General features: G+C 68.7%; 14 protein-coding genes. 8 read left to right on the forward strand and 6 right to left on the reverse strand.

What is annotated here, in order from left to right:
* The first annotated feature begins 680 nt into the window (after positions 1-680).
* The 4 genes from EZH22_RS31875 (at position 681) to EZH22_RS15995 (ending at position 5,642) form a co-directional block, all read left to right on the forward strand.
* A complete protein-coding gene (locus EZH22_RS31875) occupies positions 681-2,276 on the forward strand; it encodes a hydantoinase B/oxoprolinase family protein (RefSeq protein WP_231710998.1) in 1,596 nt (531 codons plus the stop codon).
* A gap of 12 nt (positions 2,277-2,288) precedes the next feature.
* Positions 2,289-3,662 carry an aminotransferase gene (locus EZH22_RS15985; RefSeq protein ID WP_231710999.1) on the forward strand — a complete coding sequence of 458 codons (1,374 nt, stop codon included), beginning with the start codon at positions 2,289-2,291 and terminating at the stop codon, positions 3,660-3,662.
* A gap of 11 nt (positions 3,663-3,673) precedes the next feature.
* Entirely contained in the window at positions 3,674-4,450 is a 777-nt protein-coding gene (locus EZH22_RS15990; RefSeq protein ID WP_203191544.1) for a class II aldolase/adducin family protein, read from the forward strand.
* Positions 4,451-4,676: 226 nt separating this feature from the next.
* A complete protein-coding gene (locus EZH22_RS15995) occupies positions 4,677-5,642 on the forward strand; it encodes an AbrB family transcriptional regulator (protein WP_203191545.1) in 966 nt (321 codons plus the stop codon).
* A gap of 68 nt (positions 5,643-5,710) precedes the next feature.
* On the opposite strand, the gene EZH22_RS31880 is transcribed toward EZH22_RS15995, so the two are convergent.
* Both EZH22_RS31880 and EZH22_RS16000 read right to left on the reverse strand, forming a co-directional pair.
* Positions 5,711-5,851, reverse strand: a complete 141-nt coding sequence (locus EZH22_RS31880; protein ID WP_231711000.1) for a hypothetical protein — start codon at positions 5,849-5,851, stop codon at positions 5,711-5,713.
* Entirely contained in the window at positions 5,845-8,001 is a 2,157-nt protein-coding gene (locus EZH22_RS16000; protein ID WP_231711001.1) for a molybdopterin-dependent oxidoreductase, read from the reverse strand. The genes EZH22_RS31880 and EZH22_RS16000 overlap by 7 nt, the downstream gene beginning before the upstream one ends.
* A 116-nt stretch (positions 8,002-8,117) precedes the next feature.
* Between EZH22_RS16000 and EZH22_RS32410 the strand changes: the two genes are divergently transcribed.
* Genes EZH22_RS32410 through EZH22_RS16010 form a run of 3 tightly spaced genes read left to right on the forward strand, consistent with a single transcriptional unit; the run spans position 8,118 to position 10,329 of the window.
* Entirely contained in the window at positions 8,118-8,249 is a 132-nt protein-coding gene (locus EZH22_RS32410; protein ID WP_269902885.1) for a hypothetical protein, read from the forward strand.
* Positions 8,222-8,821 carry a GntR family transcriptional regulator gene (locus tag EZH22_RS16005; protein WP_203191546.1) on the forward strand — a complete coding sequence of 200 codons (600 nt, stop codon included), beginning with the start codon at positions 8,222-8,224 and terminating at the stop codon, positions 8,819-8,821. Before EZH22_RS32410 ends, EZH22_RS16005 begins: the two co-directional genes overlap by 28 nt.
* Before the next feature lie 38 nt (positions 8,822-8,859).
* Complete coding sequence (locus EZH22_RS16010) at positions 8,860-10,329, forward strand: aldehyde dehydrogenase (protein WP_203191547.1); 1,470 nt, start codon at positions 8,860-8,862, stop codon at positions 10,327-10,329.
* Positions 10,330-10,575: 246 nt separating this feature from the next.
* Here the strand turns inward: EZH22_RS16010 and EZH22_RS16015 are convergent, their stop codons facing one another.
* From EZH22_RS16015 to EZH22_RS16030, 3 genes are all read right to left on the reverse strand, one after another.
* A complete protein-coding gene (locus tag EZH22_RS16015; protein WP_203191548.1) occupies positions 10,576-10,830 on the reverse strand; it encodes a hypothetical protein in 255 nt (84 codons plus the stop codon).
* An 11-nt stretch (positions 10,831-10,841) separates the two neighbouring features.
* Complete coding sequence (locus EZH22_RS33165; RefSeq protein ID WP_231711002.1) at positions 10,842-14,132, reverse strand: S8 family peptidase; 3,291 nt, start codon at positions 14,130-14,132, stop codon at positions 10,842-10,844.
* 102 nt (positions 14,133-14,234) lie between these two features.
* Complete coding sequence (locus EZH22_RS16030) at positions 14,235-15,368, reverse strand: hypothetical protein (RefSeq protein ID WP_203191549.1); 1,134 nt, start codon at positions 15,366-15,368, stop codon at positions 14,235-14,237.
* A gap of 332 nt (positions 15,369-15,700) precedes the next feature.
* Between EZH22_RS16030 and EZH22_RS16035 the strand changes: the two genes are divergently transcribed.
* Complete coding sequence (locus EZH22_RS16035) at positions 15,701-16,039, forward strand: Rieske (2Fe-2S) protein (RefSeq protein ID WP_203191550.1); 339 nt, start codon at positions 15,701-15,703, stop codon at positions 16,037-16,039.
* An 18-nt stretch (positions 16,040-16,057) separates the two neighbouring features.
* Here the strand turns inward: EZH22_RS16035 and EZH22_RS16040 are convergent, their stop codons facing one another.
* On the reverse strand, positions 16,058-16,945 hold the full coding sequence (locus tag EZH22_RS16040; RefSeq protein WP_203191551.1) for an aldose 1-epimerase family protein: 888 nt from the start codon (positions 16,943-16,945) through the stop codon (positions 16,058-16,060).
* Positions 16,946-17,088 lie beyond the last annotated feature (143 nt).

A 17,088-nucleotide genomic window follows, 5' to 3' on the forward strand; every position in this document is an offset into this window, starting at 1 on the left:
CGCCGTGGGCCTGCTGGCGGCCGACCCGAAGGTGGATTACGCGCTCACCCGCCTCATCCCCATCGCGCCCGGCTCCGCCACCGCCATCCGCCTGCTGCGCGATGAACTGCGCGCCCGCGCCGACAGCGATCTCGACCGCCTCTCCGGCACCGGGGAGCGCACGCGTGGCCTCGTCGCCTCCGCCCGCTATACCGGGCAGGGCTATGAGATCAGCTTCCCCGTGCCCGATCCCGACATGCCGGAAGCCGAGTTCCTCGCCTCCTTCCGTGCCGCCTTCGGCGAGGCCTACAAGCGCACCTACGGCTATCATGACGCGGAGCGCGCCATCGAGGCGGTGGACTGGACCTTCCATGCCGCGCTCGGTATCGGCGCCGGCCTCTCCGCCACGAGCACGCAGGGCGACGGCGACAGCGTGATCGGCAGGCGCCGCGCCTGGTTCGATCCAGGCACGCAGGGCATCGAGATCGACATCCACGACCGCTACCGCATGGCGCCCGGCGTCGCAGTGACCGGTCCCTGTGTCATCGAGGAAGCGGAGACCACCATCGTGCTGCTCGCGGGCGACCGCGCCGAGATCAGCGCCTGCGGCAACCTCGTCATCGCCATCGGGGGCAGGCATGAGCGTCAATCCCATCACCCAGTCGCTGGTCTGGAACACCCTCGTCTCCATCGCCGAGGAAATGGGCTCAACCCTGCGCCGCACCGCCTTCTCGGAAGCCGTGCGCGAGGCGGACGACTTCTCCACCGGCGTGTTCGACCGTCACGGCCACCTGCTTTCGCAGGGCAATTTCACCCCCGGCCATCTCGGCTCCATGCCGGCGGTGGTGGCCACCGTCTCCGGCATGTATCCCGGCGAGACGCTGAAGCCCGGCGATGCGGTGGTGCTCAACGACAGCGGCCTCGGCTCCGGTCATTTCCCCGACTTCTACATGGTGACGCCGGCCTTCGTGGACGGCCTCTTCTCCGGCTGGATCGTCAACATCGCCCATCATGTGGACGTGGGCGGCGCGGCGCCGGGCTCGCAGAAGGTCATCGGTGTGACCGAGGCCTATCAGGAAGGCATCCGCATCCTGCCGGTGAAGCTGGTGCGCGAAGGCGTGTTCGATGCCGAGCTGATGCGCATCATCACCGGCAATGTGCGCATCCCGGCGGCGGTGGAAGGCGATCTCGCCGCCCAGCGCAACGCCAATGAGGTGGGCGTCGCCCGCTTCGCCGATCTGGTGCGGGCGGTGGGCCGCGAGACGCTGGACGAGGCCATCGACGCCATCCTCGCGGCGTCCGAGAAGCGCATGCGCGAGCGCATCGCCGAGATCCCGGACGGGACCTACAGCTTCGACGACTATCTCGACGGCATCGGTGCCGGCGAAGACGGGCTGATCCCGGTGGCGGTGGATGTGACCGTAAGCGGCGACCGCATGGTCATCGATTTCTCCCGCTCCGGCGATCAGGTGGCCGCCGCCATCAATGCCTATTTCAACTACACCCGCGCCCACGGCTTCTTCGCGGTGAAGGTGTTCACCGACCCCGAGCTGCCGCAGAACGAGGGCGGTCTGCGGGCCATCGAGGTGAAGGCGCGGCCCGGCTGCTTCTTCAATCCGCAGTTCCCCGCGCCCTCCGGCGGGCGCGCGGCGATCCAGATCCGCATCTTCGAGCTGATCAACGGCGCGATGGCCAAGGCCCTGCCCGACCGGGTGATGGCGGCCTTCTCCCACTGGTCCAACCCCATCCTCTCCGGTGTGGACGAGGAGACCGGCAAGCGCTTCATCTATTACGACCTGATCTTCGGCGGCTACGGCGCCCGCAAGGCCGCCGACGGCCTGGAAGGCGTTGCGCCGGTGATCAACTGCGCCAACATCCCGGTGGAGGTGCACGAGACCTATAATCCGGTCATCATCCACCAGCTCACCTTCCGGCCCGACACCGGCGGCGCCGGCGCGACGCGTGGCGGCTGCGGCATTGCCAAGGATATCGAGCTGCTGGCGTCCGCCGGCACCCTCACCCTGCTGGGCGACCGCCATGTGAAGCCGCCGCACGGCTTCTTCGGCGGCGGCTCCGGGGCGCTGGCTTCCTCCACCCTGCTGCGCGACGGCGAGGAAACCGCCCTCATCTCCAAGCAGATGCTGGAGATGAAGCGCGGCGACATTCTGAAACTGCGGCTGGCCGGCGCGGGCGGCTACGGCCCCGCCAGCGAGCGCGATCCCGCCCGCATCGAGGCAGATCTGAAAGACGGCTATGTGACGCCTGAAGGCGCCGCCCGCGACTATCGCTTTTCCTGAAGGCTTCTTCCGATGATGCAGCAGCTTCTCCGCAACACCGCCTCGCAGCTCGACGCCGCCCATTCGGTGCATCCCCACACCGACCTGCGCAAGCATCTCGACACCGGCCCGCTGATGATCACGCGCGGCGAGGGCATCCATGTCTTCGACGAGAACGGCAACCGTTATCTGGAAGGCGCGGCGGGCCTGTGGTGCGCCTCGCTCGGCTTCGGCAGCGAGCGGCTCGGCGAGGTCGCCAAGAAGGCGATGACCGAGCTTGGCTATTATCACAACTTCCGTGGCGCCTCGACGGTGCCCGCCGCCGAGCTGTCCGCCAAGCTGGCCGGCATCGCGCCCGAGGGCATGGACAAGATCCTGCTCCAGTCCTCCGGCACTGAGGCCAACGACACCGCGCTCAAGCTGGTCTGGTATTACTGGGATGCCAAGGGCATGCCCGCCCGGCGCAAGATCATCTCGCGCACGGGCGCCTATCACGGCACCGGAACGTTGACCTCCTGCCTGACGGCCAAGGCCAATTTCCACGCCGGCTTCGGCCTGCCGTTCGACGGCTTCCTCTACACCACCATGCCCTATCACTACCGCATGGCGGAGCCCGGCGAGAGCGAGACGGACTTCTCCGACCGCCTCGCCGCCGAGCTGGAAGCCATGATCCTGAAGGAAGGCCCGGAAACCATCGCGGCTTTCTGGGCCGAGCCGGTGATGGGTTCGGGCGGTGCGATCACGCCGCCGGAGGGCTATTTCCCCAAGATCCAGGCGGTGCTGGACAAGTATGAGATCTTGTTCGTCGCCGACGAGGTGATCTGCGGCTTCGCCCGAACCGGCGAGATGTGGGGCAGCCAGACCTATGGCATCCGCCCCGACATGATCTGCTGCGCCAAGGCGCTCTCTGCCGCCATGCTGCCGGTCTCCGCCGTCATCATCGGTGCGCGGGTATTCGAGGCCATGCTCGCCCAGAGCGATCGCTTCGGCACCTTCGTCCACGGCTACACCTATGGCGGCCACCCCGTCGCCTGCGCTGTCGCCAACGAGGTCCTTGCCATCTATGAGGAGATGGATCTCGTCGGCCATGTGAAGTCCGTGTCCAAGGGTTTCCTCGCCGGCTTCGAGGCGCTGAGGGATCATCCGCTGGTGGGCGACGCGCGCGGCGTCGGCCTCATCGGCGCGGTGGAGATCGTCGCCGACAAGCCTACCAAGGCCATGCACGAGCCCGGCCAGAAGGTGATGGCGCAGTTCGACGCCGCCGCCCGCAAGCGCGGCCTCATTACCCGCCTCATCGGCAACCGCGCGGCCCTGTCCCCGCCCCAGATCATTACGGCTTCCGAGGTGGACGACATGTTCGCCCGGTTCCGCGGCGCGCTCGATGATGTCGCCTGCATTGTGAAATGAGGAGCTTGCGTATGGACCGCCAAGCCAACCGCCCAACCGACATCAGCCCCGAGGAATGGGAGATCCGCTGCGATCTCGCCGCCCTCTACCGGCTCGTCGCCCACTACCGGATGACGGACCTCATCTACACCCACATCTCCGCTCGCCTGCCGGGCGCCGAGCATCATTTCCTCATCAATGACTACCGCCGCATGTTCCACGAGATGCGCGCGTCCGACCTGGTGAAGATCGACCTCGACGGCAACAAGATCGACGAGAAGTCCCGCCCGGATCAGGTGGTCAACCGCGCCGGCTTCGTGATCCATTCGGCGCTGCACGCCAATCGCGAGGACCTGCTCTGCATCGTGCACACCCATACGCGCGCGGGCATCGCGGTGGCCTCGCAGAAGTGCGGCCTGCTGCCCATGAGCCAGCACGCGCTGAAGTTCCACGGCCATCTCGCCTACCACAATTACGAGGGCATCGCCCTCGGCCTCGACGAGCGTGAGCGTCTGGTGCGCGACCTCGGCCCGGACCACCGGGCCATGATCCTGCGCAACCACGGTCTGCTCGTGGGCGGGCGCACCATCCCGGAAGCGTTCGACCACATCTACTTCCTGGAGAAGGCCTGCGAGGCCCAGCTCGCCGCCCAGTCCGGCGGCGCCGAGCTGGTGCTGCTGCCCGACGAGGAGATCCAGGAGCACACGGCGGCGCAGTATCGCCACGACGAGATCCCCCATTGGGTGGACATGGCCTGGACCGCCGCTTTGCGCCTGGTCGACACCAAGAAGTCGGACGTGTGGACCTGAAAAACGACAACGAGAAGCGGCGGGAGAGCGACCGGGACGGCGGGATGAGTGAGATGGAACTGGACGGACCCGCCTCCCGGCGGGCCGACGACGCCTTGCAGGCCGCCGAGGCCCTGCAACCCAAAGGCTGGTCGCATCACATCAAGAAGCGTGGCGCCGCGCTGCTGTGGCTGGCCCTCGCGCTGGCGCTCGGCAGCGTGGGGGGTGGCTGGCGCATCTGGCGCATTTGCCGCTCGCCTGGCTGCTGGGCGCATTGTTCGCCACGGCAGGTCTCGCCGCCACCGGCCGCGAGATCGAGGTGGGCATCTCGCGGCACTATGCGCTGGTGATCCTCGGCCTCGGCCTTGGCCAGTCGTTCACCGCCCCCGTGCTCGCGGCGCTGGCGGGCAACCTGCCGCTGCTGTTCGTCTGCTCCGCCGCCACCATGGCGACCGGGATCGTCGGTGCCCGCGCCTATACACGCATCGCCGGGCTCGATCCCAAGACAGCCTTCTTCTGCGGTGTGCCCGGCGGCGTGGTGCTGATGGCCATCCATGCCCAGCGCTCCGGCATCTCGGAGAGCCATGTCACCCTGGCGCAGACCATCCGCCTGCTGGTGGTGGTGGTGCTCTATCCGCCGCTGATCGCCTACCTGCTGCCGCCCGACGCCGCCCAGCTGGCGCAGGAGGCGGCGATGATCCAGCCCACCACCCTCACCACCCTCATCATGTGGTGCTGCGCGGGGCTTGGTGCGGCGCAGGTCGGCAAGACCATCGGCCTGCCGAACCCGTGGATGCTGGCCCCTTGCGTGTTCGCTATCACGCTGGCCTCGCTTGGTGCCCTGCCCGCCATGGTGCCGGATGGCCTGCTGATCGCAGGCCAGATCGTGCTCGGTGTTTCGCTCGGCTCGCGTATGACGCCCGCTTTCTTCAGGGGCTCCCACAAGCTGGTGCTCGCCTCTCTGGCCTCGTCCGTCAGCTTGTCCGCTCTGCTGTTGGCGCTGGGCGCGCTGGTGTCCTATGGCAGCGGCCTGCCCATGAGCGCCTCGCTGCTGGGCATGGCGCCGGGCGGCATGCCGGAGATGACGGTGACCGCCCATGCGCTGGGGGCCTCCGTGCCGCTGGTGCTGGGCTTCCATCTGGTGCGGGTCGTGCTCAGCAACCTGCTGATAGAACCCACCTGGAAGCTGGCGCGGGCGATGCGACTGCTTTGAAGGTTCGCAGCGGACAAGAAAAGGGCGAGGCGCATATGCATCTCGCCCTTTTCCGTTTGGCGTGCCCCTCAGGCGCGGGCCGCGAAGGCTGGCAGATCGAAGGCGCGGGGGGCGGCCACCGGCCCTTCCGGCAAGCGCACCTCCACGAGGCAGCTGTGCGCCGAGCAGCCCTGGCTGAGGCCGGAGGCCGGCCGGTCGGCGGTCAGCACATTGGGGTTGCCGTGCCGCTCCTGCCCGGCGGCATCGTCGAAATCGTACCACCCCCGGTGGACAGGCGCACCACGCCGGGCATCACCTCGCCGGAGATCCTCAGGCCCGCGAGGCAGCGGCCGCGATCATTGAACAGCTCCACCGTCGCGCCTTCGGCCAGCCCGCGCGCGGCGGCGTCCGAGGGGTGCATGATCACTGGCTCGCGGCCACCGATCTTGCCGGCGCGGCTGTGCGGCGAAGGATCGAGCTGGCTATGCAGGCGGCGCTCCGGCTGGTCGGAGATGAGGTGCAGCGGATAACGCGCCACGCCTTCGCTGCCTTGCCATTCGCGCGGCTCGATCCACACCGCGTGGCCGGGGCAGTCGGCGATGTCGAAGCCCGCGATGGTCTGCGAAAAGATCTCGATCTTGCCGGAAGGCGTCCTGAGCGGATGCGCCTCCGGGTCGGCGCGGAAATCGGCGAGCATCACCCGGTCCACGTCATGGGCGGCAAGGTCGATCTTGCCGATCTCGCGGAAGGCGGCGAAGTCGGGCAGCTCGACGCCGGAGGCGCTCCAGCTCTGGCGCATGATGTCATAGAGGTGGCGTTGCCACTCATCCCCCGTGCGGCCTTCCGTGAAAGCCTCCTCGCAGCCCAGCTCGGCGGCGATACGACGGAAGATCTCGTAATCGTCCAGCGCCTCGCCCGCGGGCGGGATCACCGGTCGCGAGGCCACCAGCATGCCTTCCAGCGTGGCATAGGAGATGTCCTCCCGCTCCATGGTGGTGGTCACCGGCAGCACGATGTCGGCGCGCTTGGCGGCCGGGGTCCAGAACTGCTCGTGCACCACGATGGTCTCCGGCTTGCGCCACGCTATGTCGAGCCGCGAGAGATCCTGATGGTGATGGAAGGGGTTGCCGCCCGCCCAATAGATCAGGCGGATGTCGGGATAGGTGTAATCGCCACCATTGTAGTGGAAAGGCGCACCGGGATTGAGCAGCATGTCGGCGATGCGCGCCACGGGGATGAATTTCGACACCGCATTGCGGCCCTGGGGAAGTGAGGGGCCGGAGAGGCGGGCGTGCGGGCTGCCCATGGTGTTCTCAGCGCCATAGCCAAGGCCGAAGCCCCCGCCCGGCAGGCCGATCTGCCCCAGCATGGCGGCCAGCGTCACCGTCGCCCAGAAGGGCTGCTCGCCATGGTCGGCGCGCTGGAGCGCCCAGGCGATGTTGATCATGGTGCGCTTGGTCATCACCTTCGCGGCCAGGCCGCGAATGGTCTGCGCCGGCACCTGACAGAGCGGCTCGGCCCAGTCCGGGGTCTTGGGAATGCCGTCCGTGGCGCCGGTGAGATAGGCCTCGAAGGTGTCCCAGCCGACGCAGCAGCGGTTCAGGAAATCGAGATCGTGCCGGCCGGCCCTGTGCACCTCGAAGGCGAGGGCCAGCAACATGGCAGTGTCGCCATTGGGGCGGATGCGGATCCACTCCACCGGCCCGCCGGTCTCCAGATTGCCGGCGATCGGCGAGACATTGACGAACTCCACGCCATTGCCGGCCATGGCGCGCAGGCCCGCGCGCACCTGATGGCGGCCGACGCCGCCGGCCGCGATCTGGGCATTCTTGGCCGGCACGCCGCCGAAGGCCACGAACAGCTCGCACTCCTCGGCCAGCACCTTCCAGCAGGTGTGATCCTTCATCAGCGTGTCCATGGGGGCCACGATGTGGGGCATCAACACACGGGCAGCGGCCAGCGAATAGCTGTCGCGATGGGCCACATAGCCGCCGGCGCAGTTCAGGAAGCGGTGGATCTGGCTCTGGGCATGGTGGAAGCGTCCGGCGCTGGCCCAGCCATAGGAGCCGCCGAAGATGGCCTCGTTGCCATGGGCTTGCCGCACCCGCGCGATGTCCCGGGCGACGAGGCGGGCGGCTTCCTCCCAGCTCACCTCCACGAAAGGCTCGCGACCGCGCTTCTCCGGCGCCGCGCCCGGCCCCCGCTCCAGCCAGCTCTTGCGCACGGCGGGGCGCTTGACGCGCAGGGCCATCAGCTCCGGGGCGAGCTGGTGCAGGCCGATGGGAGATGCGTCTTGATCTTCGCGGAAGGGTAGCAGGCGCGGCCCCTTCCGGGTCTCCTCCACCTCATAAATGCCCCAATGGGCCGTGGTGTAACGCATCCGCCTGCTCCGTTCCGACACTCTGCGCCGGTCATTGCCGGCCGTCGACCGGACGTTGCTTGCGTCCGAACGTCTGTCAGAATATTGTATGATAATCCTGCTGAGAAGGCCCTCTCATGCTTCAACCCATTGCCAGGCAGACCGAGACCCTGCGTGACCGCACAGTGGTGGCGATCCGTGATGCCATTTTCGACGGCACGCTCGCCCCGGCGAGAAGCTGGTGGAACGCAAGCTTTGTGAATGGCTGAGCGTCTCGCGCACCTCGGTCCGCGAGGCGCTCCGGCAGCTCGCTGCCGAAGGATGGGTGGACAATGTGCCTTATATCGGCCCCTCTGTCCGCTCCATCTCCCCGCAGGACGTCACCGAGCTTTATGGCATCCGCGCGGCGCTGGAGGGCTATGCAGCCGCTCAATACTGCGCCAGGGCAACGGACGCCGATGATGCCGCGCTATCCGCCGCGCTGGCAGAGATGAAGGACGCTGCTGATCGCGGTGCGCCCGAGGCGCAGACGCAGGCCATCGCTCATTTCTATGCCGCGCTGCTGGCTCCCGCCGCCAATCCGCGCCTCAACGCCTCGCTGGACGAGCAGGGCCGCTGGCTGGGCTGGCTGCGCCGGGCCTCGCTGTCCGATGCCTCCGCCGCCCGGGCGAGTTTCGCGGAGAAGGAGGTGCTGGTGACCGCCCTGCTCAAGCGCGACACCAATCGCGCCCGCACCCTGTGCGAGACCCATCTGGAGCGTGCCGCCGCCCGCGTGGGCAAGGCGCTAGTGAAGCGCCTCCATGAGCTTTCTGCCGCCCGCACCGACGCCGGAGCCGCCTGACCCCCAATAAACCTGAGACCACAGGACCAGAGGACATCATGGAGCGTTTCGCCAATCTGATCGACGGCCAGGAGGTCGCCCCGGTGGAGGGGCGCTATCTGCCGACCGAAAATCCCTGGACCGGCCTGCCCTTCGCCGAGATCCCGCGCTCCTCGCCCGCCGATGTGGACGCGGCGGTGGCCGCAGCCGAACGCGCCTTCCGCACCTCCAAATGGGCCACCATGTCCGCCACCGAGCGCGCCGGCCTGATGCGCAAGCTGGGCGACCTCGTGGAGCGCGAGGCGGAAAATCTCGCCGTCGCCGAGACCCGCGACAATGGCAAGACCTTCAGCGAGATGTTCCGCCAGATGCGCAACACGGCGGAATGGTATCGCTATTACGGCGGGCTCGCCGACAAGATCGAAGGCCGCGTCATCCCGGTGGAGGCGCCGGGCCACCTCAACTACACCATCCGCGAGCCGCTGGGCGTGATCGCCATGATCATCCCGTGGAACTCGCCGGTGCGGCTGCTGGCGTGGAAGCTCGCCCCCGCGCTGGCGGCGGGCAACACCTGCGTGATCAAGCCTTCGGAATTCGCCACCACCTCCACGCTGACCTTCGCCCGGCTGGTGAAGGAAGCCGGCATTCCGGACGGCGTCGTCAATGTGGTGAGCGGCCTCGGCGCCGAGATCGGCCCGGCGCTGACCGACCATCCAGACGTGGCCAAGGTCGCCTTCACCGGCGGCGTGGGCTCGGGCACCGCCGTCTATGTGGCCGCCGCCAAGCGGCTGCGCCCGGCGACGCTGGAGCTGGGCGGCAAGTCGCCCAACATCGTGTTCGAGGATGCGGACATTGAGTCGGCGGTCAATGGCGTTCTCGCCGGCATCTTCGCCTCCGGCGGGCAGAGCTGCGTCGCCGGCTCGCGCCTGCTGGTGGCCGACAGCGTGCATGACGATTTCGTCGCCCGCCTCGCGGCGGCGGCGGAAAAAATCCGCCTCGGCGATCCCATGGATCCGAAGACCCATGTGGGCCCGGTGGCCAACCGTCCGCAGTTCGAACGCATCATGGGCATGATCGAAGCCGCCAAGGCCGAGGGCGCCCGCCTGGTGTGCGGCGGCACCGCCGTGACCGGCGCCGAGGGCGGCCTGTTCGTCACCCCCACCATCTTCGCCGATGTGGCGCCGGACATGACCATCGTGCGCGACGAGGTGTTCGGCCCGGTGCTGGTGGTGCTGCGCTTCAAGAACGAGGACGAGGCTGTCGCCATGGCGAATGACAGCCGTTTTGGTCTCGGCGCCGGCATCTGGAGCCAGGATGCGGGCCGGGTGCACCGCATGGCGGCGAAGGTGCGGGCGGGTTCGGTGTGGGTGAACACCTACCGCATGACCTCGCAGACCAGCCCCTTCGGCGGCTACGACCTTTCCGGCGTCGGACGCGAGGGCGGACAGGCCATGATCGATGCCTATCTGCAGACTAAGAGCGTGTGGGTGAACACCACCGGCCGCTACGCCTCCGCATTCCCCGCGTGAAATTCCCCGCGTGAATCCCGCCGGCGGCGCTCCCTCCGCCGGTCTACGGCCGTTGCAGGGCGGTAGCGGCGGCCCTTCCCACGACGGCGCTTTACGGGCCCACCAGAGGCTCGTCTTCACCATCGTTTGCGTGGATGGGCGCCCTTACCGCAGGCCTTGCTTCGTGCGGGCTCAAGCCCGTGCGCTGGGGGAGGGGCGCCGGCGTCGTGGCGGCGGATCGAAACCGGCGGGAGGGCGCGAAATCCTCTAGAGGAGGCCGCGTTCGGCCGGCAGATCGGCGGCCTGCACCTCCTCGTGCCGGCGCAGTTGCCGCACGAGGTTGGCCGCCGCCGTCTCGTCCTCGACCTCGGCGAACCACATGCGCCGCAGGGCCGGCTTCGTCGCCCGGGGGTTGAGGCGGCCGACAGTCCGCACGCCGGGCAATGCCAGGATCTGGTTTCCGATCCGGTCCTGGCCTTCGTCCGACGTCTGCTCGCCAAAGATGAACATGACGCTCTTCATGGAAGCGTGATCTAGGCCAGCAAGTTGAGCAGATTGAGGCGGCCGGCCCCGTAGTCGGTGCTGAAGTCCGCCCCGCCCATGCCCGGCACCTTGTCGGCCGACTTCATGAGCGCCTCCCGCACCTGCGCCGGGGTCGGCCGCTGCTTCGCGGCGATGCCCCTGGCGAGGAACAGGGCGGCGCACCCGGAGACGTGGGGCGTGGCCATGGAGGTGCCGTCCCAGGCATCGTAATTGAGCTCCCGCCGCACCGGCGCGGCCGGTTTCGGCAGGCCGTCGGGGCCGAGCGTGCGGTCGAACCTGGTCTGTCCGGAATAGGTGGGCAGCGTCGACCAGATCGCCTTGCCGGGGGCCGCTACGGCGATGTGGGTGCCCGAATTCGAGAAGGCGGTGACGCGATCGTCGAGCCCGGTGGCGCCGACGGCGATGACGCCGGGGATCGCCGCCGGGTAGGAGGTCGGGCTGTGGTACTGGCGCTCGTTGCCCATGGCGGCGCAGATGGTGACGCCGGCTTCCAGAAGCTGCTCGAACAGGTAGCGCTCGGTCGCATCGGGCGGGGCCGGACCGCCGATGCTGAGATTGATCACGTCCACCGGGTTTTCGATGCAGGCCGAAAGCGCCCGGCGGTACATGACCGGGTTGACGTAGTAGACGAACGCCCCCTGGCCGGGCGCGTCCGTCGGTTCGTCGTCGAAGATCTTGAAGACGCTGAGCTTGCACGCGCAGATGCCCTGCACCGAGGGGCCGTTGTCGATCCGCGCCGCGATCGTGCCGGCCACATGGGTGCCGTGCCCGATGATATCGCTCTTGGTCACGCGCCGTGCGAGGTCGCCGTGCTGCCAGTGGTATTGGTCGATCTCGAGGTCCGGGTGCGCGTCGTCCACGCCGGTGTCGAGCACGGCAACCCGGATGTCGCGCGCCTCCTCGAAGGTGGCGGATTGCCGTGCCTGCGCCCACCGGATCCGTTCAAGGTTCCACAGGGCCGGAGCCGCGGGCGGCGTCGCCTGGATGCCGGCGCGACCGGGCCGGCGCGCAGCCAGGTAGCGGATCGGCACCTGGGACACGGAATGCACGTTCGGATCGCCCGCCAGCGCGTCGAGGAGCTGCCTGGTGTCACCTTCACTGGACATCTCGATGAAACGCACGCCGGTGGTGGAATCCGCCTGCTCCGGGCGCCGTGCGGTGAAGGTGAGGGCCGTCACCGCCTCCACCCGCGCCGGGGAGGCGCCGTCCGGGGCCGGGCGCTCCCGCAACGGGATCACCTGCTTCACCCGCCCGGCGCGCTCGAAGAACGAGAGCGCATCGAGGCCCTGGGTCTCCGGCGCCGGGGCCGCGGCCGCGGCTGCCATCATGGCGCCTTCGGGGGCGTAGCGCAGCGTCTCCTGCCGCATCTTGACCACCAGCAGCCCGTCATGATGCTCCGGCAGCGACTGTGCCGTGAAGACACTGGCGGCGACACGGCCCGACGTGGACGTGTCGCCCCGGACGACGGCTGGAGCGGACGGGACGAACGCGCCTTGCGGCGCGGCCACGGGGGATGTGTCGGTGATGTCCGACAGGCGCGCGTCGACCGGCGCGGTGGTATCGGGGCCGCTCCAGGTGGCTTCGGCGTATCGGGTCGCACCGCTTCCGGTGACGACCACATTGCTGAAGCCGTAGCCGCCGAGGACGCCGGCGACCGTGTCATTGCCGGCGAAGCGTTCGAGCGGGCCGAGCGATATGGTTGCCCGGTAGCGGTGTCCGGTGCGCACCGTGAAGCGCGTGGCCGGGGCTTGCGCAGCCGGGGCCTTGTCGGCCGGAGCCAGCGCGGCCAACAGCGCCAACATCACGGCGGGCAGTTCCGCCGAGGCAAGGTTTGGCGAGGCAAGGTTTGGCGAGGCAAGACTCGCCGAGGCAAGATTCGGTGAGGCAAGACTCGTCGAAGCAAGATTCGTCGAAGCAAGGTTTGGCGCGGCGAACCTCGCGGCGCGTGCGAGGACATAGACATAGGCCTTCGCCTGCCAGCCCTCGCCTTTCCATTCGCGGGTGTTCGGCCCCACCCCGCCATGGGATTCCAGCGTCCAGCCGTCGCTGATCAGCACGACGTGGCCAATGCCCTGCGGCGAATCCTGCGGCCGCAGGAAGGCGAGACGCACGAGCCCGTCGCTGCGCATGCCGTCGGCGATGGTGGATCTTTCCAGCCCGCGGTCGCGCACCCAGTCGTGCTGGACCACCGACCCGTCCGGAAAGCGCAGCATGGGGTTGGTGGAGCGACGGATGGCCTCGCGCACGAAGCCGCTGCAGTCCACCCGCGTGAAGTCGCGCCCGGGGACGGCGCCGAGGAACGGCACCTTCTTGCCGAGGCCGTAGGTGACGCGTGGCCGGGAGGTGCGGCAGGCTTCGAGGAAGGCCCGCGCCCGCGCGATGTCGAGATCGATGACCCCGCCGGCGGCGAAGGTCGACCCACCGGGATCACCGCTTTCCGACGCGCCGGGGGCGCCGAGATTGGCGAGCAAGCGCGCCGTTTCGAAATCGGCGGTATCGTCGGCGTCGCCACCGTCGGGGAAAGCCGGGTCGTCGTCCTGCGCGGTCCGGGCCGCGCTCTCGAGCATGGTGTAACTGCGCGCCGCCTCGCCGCCCGCCACGACAGCCGGGCCTGCGGCGGCGGCTTCCTCGCAATAGGGCAGCAGCCGCATCACATCCCGCGCATATTGCTGCGCCCTGGGACCGGAGCCGTTATAGGCCCGGACCGCCTCCTGGATGTCGCCCAAGGCCTGGTACTTGCCGGTGAGCTCCGAAACCGCCCGCTCCACGCAGGCGCTGAAGCTGTACCATTGCCTGCCGCGAAAGAACGCCTCGTCCGTCCGCACGAACTGCAGGTCGTACTGAAAGATGCCGTAGCCCTTGTAGACCATGGACGCGGCGGAATAGCCGCGCACCGCCCGCGCCTTGTTGGTCTCGGCGATGAGCAGGTTGGTGAACGCATCGCCATAGGCGAGACGGAACTGCGCGGTGTTGGTGGGGAAGGCGCTGCGCGGCGCGCCGGCCACATCCCCGCTCGCATCATAGATGCACAGCCCGAGGATCTCGGCTGCGGGCCGGTTCGGGGTCAGCGGCAGCCAGTAGATGCCGGCCTCCCGGCAGGCGATCGCGCACAGCAGCGGCACGGTGAAGGGGGTCGACTTGACGGCGTCGGTCAGCTCGGAGTGGAAATGGCCGATCAGCCAGCGGGTGACGCCCTGGGCGATATCGCGTTCGGTGTGCCCCGCGGTCGCCATCATGCCCGCCGCGGCGGTTTCGTTCTCCATTTCGGGTTCTTCAGCCACGTTCCGTCCTCCCGGTTTGCCGTGTGTGCGATGGCGTCACGGGGCCCACGGGCGCCGTGCCTCGCGTGTTTCGCCTGTGCTGGACGGCCGAGATCTGCCGCCCTAGCCGAGCTTGACCTTGCGCAGGCCGCCCGCGATCGCCTCCGAGGCGATGCCGGCCAGGAACAGGCCGGCATAGTCGGCGAGGCCGCCGGCCCCGAATGTCTCCGCCGTGCCTGACCCGCCGTATTGCTGCAGCACGAACACGATGGTGAGCGCGGCCAGGGTCAGCAGCGTGAAGACCGGGAGCAGCCAGTCGTAAGTGAATTGCAGCGGCACCGGCGAGATGCCGGCGAGCCACAGGAGGACCCGCCGGCCGATGCCCGGACTGCGAAATCCGGGCGCCGGTCCCGCCGGCTGCACCTGTTCCGCGCCCGCATCGAGCTGGGCCGTCGCCGGCGGCGGGGCGCGGCGGGCGGCCTCGATCTGCGCTTCCAGCGCCTCGACCTCCGGCTGCAGGGTGGCGGCGTCCGCCGAACGCTCGGCGAGCCGCCGGCGCAGGCTGTCAAAGAGGGGCTTCAGGCGCGCCTGGTCGCCGCCGGGAAGACTGGCGAGGCCCGGTTCCAATTCGTTGAGCCGGTCCAGAAGCTGCAGCCGCGCCACCGTCCTCGGGTCGTAGGTCAGCTGCGCAAGGCGCCCGAGCACGATGCCGCAGAGCGCGGTGAACAGGGCCCAGACGGCGGAACTGCGGATTCGGACTTCCACCGGCACGCTCAGCACCTTGCCGTCCGCGCCCGCGAAGCCCAGCTCCCCGGTATAGAGCCCGGCCTGAAGCCCGCCATTGGGAAGGGACAGCGGCAGTGCCCTGATCTCGCCGGGTGCGATCGTCATGGTCTTCAGCGCGCCGAATGGGGTTGTGTCGCCGAGGGCGACCGCGAGCCCGTTGGTGGGGGTGAAGCGTGCGGTGAGGGTGACCGCAGTGCTTCCGCCATTGGCGAGGGTGACGACCGCGGTGTTCTCGCGCACGACGATGGGGGCGAAAAGCCCCGACAGCCAGCAGCCCGCCGACAGGCAGTTGGCGCCGAACATGCGCACGACGGCGGGGCCCTGAATTTTCACAGTCGCCGCATCGGCGGCGGCACGGGCCGGCGCAATCGCGCCCGTGGCGCACAGCAACAGCGTGGCGAGTAGCCCCGCAATGGCCAGCGGGTGCCGCGCCCGGCCGAACCGTCTTGAGACCCCGAGATCCTGGCGCATCGTCATCGCCCCCGGGTCGGAATAGAAGATTGAAGTTTTAAAAAATGCAACCAAAGATATGCATGAAGCAGCGAATCCCCGTCCCGGCGCCCGCAAGTCGGCGTTGCACGCCTCGTCTCCGGACGGTCAACACGAGCCGCCCGTGCACCGGGATGCCCGGCGTTGACGCGCCCGCACGGCGCAATGGCCAAAGTTTGCAGGCCGGGTCGAGGTAAGCGACGCGCGTCGTGTTCACGACATTCTTCGGCCGCACGGGGCCTCCCGGAGGGAATGTCTGCTGGTCCGCAATTTGCGTGTCTTCGGGCGAACGTTCTTTTCAGAAGGCAGGCCCGATGGCGTTCACCTCTATCTGTCACACGAGTGCCGTGAGCGAAGGGGGCATGGGCCTCTTCCAGGCCGGCCGCAAAAGCGTGCTCCTGGTTTGGCCCACGGGCGGGGAGCTCAAGGCCTTTCGCGGGCGTTGCCCGCATGCGGACATGCCGTTGAGCGACGCCACCTTCAACGGGCAGACCGTCACCTGCCCCATCCATATGTGGGGTTTCGACGGCACCAGCGGCAAGTGTGTGACACACCTGGTTCGCAATGCGCTTCACCCGTACGAGCTGCGGGTGGAGGGCGACGAGATCCTGGTCGATGTGGGACCGGTCAAGCCGGCCCGGACCCCGGCGTGACTCCCGCAGGTTTGCCGATCAGGCGGTGATGTCGGGCAGCCACCTGATCGTCATGGCGAAGTCGTGCTCGGCGCCCGGCGGGAGATGCACGAGCCCCGGCTTCTCCACGAAGGGGCGCTCATCTCCCTCCGGCGTCGCATGGCCGGCCCAGGGTTCGATGCACAGGAACGGCGCACCCGGCTTGGTCCAGAGGCCGAGGTCCGGCATCCCCGGAAAGGCGATCTCAAGACCCGGCCCGTCCGGCACACCGTAGCGGACATGGCGTGAGCGGACATTGAGGAAAATGAGCGCGTCGCGCTCGAACATCGCATCGTCGGGCGTGAGGATCGCGCGCGCCGCGGGATTGGGTTCCGTCGCGGCCGAAAGGAGGCCCCCGGACGGACGGTGCACCGGCCCGGTCTCCGGCTGCTCGAAGATCAGCCGATGGTCGGCACGGCGCCCGCCATAGGGCAGGGGCCAGAGGAAGGCCGGATGAAAGCCGAAGCTCGCCGGCAGGCTTTCGGGTCCGCGATTGCGGAGCGTGGCCTCGATCGCAAGCGACGCGCCGGTCAGCTCATAAGCGACGTCGAGGGCGAAGGTGAAGGGGTATTGCGCGCGGGTTTCCGCGTTCGGGAGGAGCCGGAAAACGGCGCGTTGCGGCTGCAGTTCCACAAGATCGAACAGGCTGCGCCGGGCGAAACCGTGCTGCTTCATGCCGTAGCGCCGTCCGTCGTGGACCAGTTCGTCGTGGGGCAGCCGGCCCACGATGGGAAACAGCAGCGGCGCCCGGCCGCCCCAGAAGGCCGGATCGCCGTGCCAGAGGAGGTCGCGCCCGTCGCGGTCGCGCAACTGCACCAGCTCGGCGCCGAGTGCCGATATCTCCGCCGACAGCGCGCTCGAACTCAGCGTCGCGGACTTGCCCGCCATTCTCGTTTCCCCGCCCGGATTGTCCCCCCGGAAGCCTCCGGGCGGAGAAGGATATCTCCCCGGGGCTCAGAGGCCAAAGGCAAGCGGCAGCGCGGCTGTTCGGCGTGTCTTCGCAAGGGGGCATGCCAGCTCGATCGGCACGG

This window comes from Xanthobacter dioxanivorans (assembly GCF_016807805.1).
In the GTDB taxonomy this organism is placed as follows: Bacteria; Pseudomonadota; Alphaproteobacteria; order Rhizobiales; family Xanthobacteraceae; genus Xanthobacter; species Xanthobacter dioxanivorans.

Bases quoted from the DNA above. Each gene is read 5' to 3' on its own strand.
- EZH22_RS31875 (WP_231710998.1), top strand. From the start codon at position 681: ATGGGCTCAACCCTGCGCCGCACCGCCTTCTCGGAAGCCGTGCGCGAG.
- EZH22_RS15985 (WP_231710999.1), top strand. From the start codon at position 2,289: ATGATGCAGCAGCTTCTCCGCAACACCGCCTCGCAGCTCGACGCCGCC.
- EZH22_RS15990 (WP_203191544.1), top strand. From the start codon at position 3,674: ATGGACCGCCAAGCCAACCGCCCAACCGACATCAGCCCCGAGGAATGG.
- EZH22_RS16000 (WP_231711001.1), bottom strand. From the start codon at position 8,001: ATGCGTTACACCACGGCCCATTGGGGCATTTATGAGGTGGAGGAGACC.
- EZH22_RS32410 (WP_269902885.1), top strand. From the start codon at position 8,118: ATGCTTCAACCCATTGCCAGGCAGACCGAGACCCTGCGTGACCGCACA.
- EZH22_RS16010 (WP_203191547.1), top strand. From the start codon at position 8,860: ATGGAGCGTTTCGCCAATCTGATCGACGGCCAGGAGGTCGCCCCGGTG.
- EZH22_RS16015 (WP_203191548.1), bottom strand. From the start codon at position 10,830: ATGAAGAGCGTCATGTTCATCTTTGGCGAGCAGACGTCGGACGAAGGC.
- EZH22_RS16030 (WP_203191549.1), bottom strand. From the start codon at position 15,368: ATGCGCCAGGATCTCGGGGTCTCAAGACGGTTCGGCCGGGCGCGGCAC.
- EZH22_RS16035 (WP_203191550.1), top strand. From the start codon at position 15,701: ATGGCGTTCACCTCTATCTGTCACACGAGTGCCGTGAGCGAAGGGGGC.
- EZH22_RS16040 (WP_203191551.1), bottom strand. From the start codon at position 16,945: ATGGCGGGCAAGTCCGCGACGCTGAGTTCGAGCGCGCTGTCGGCGGAG.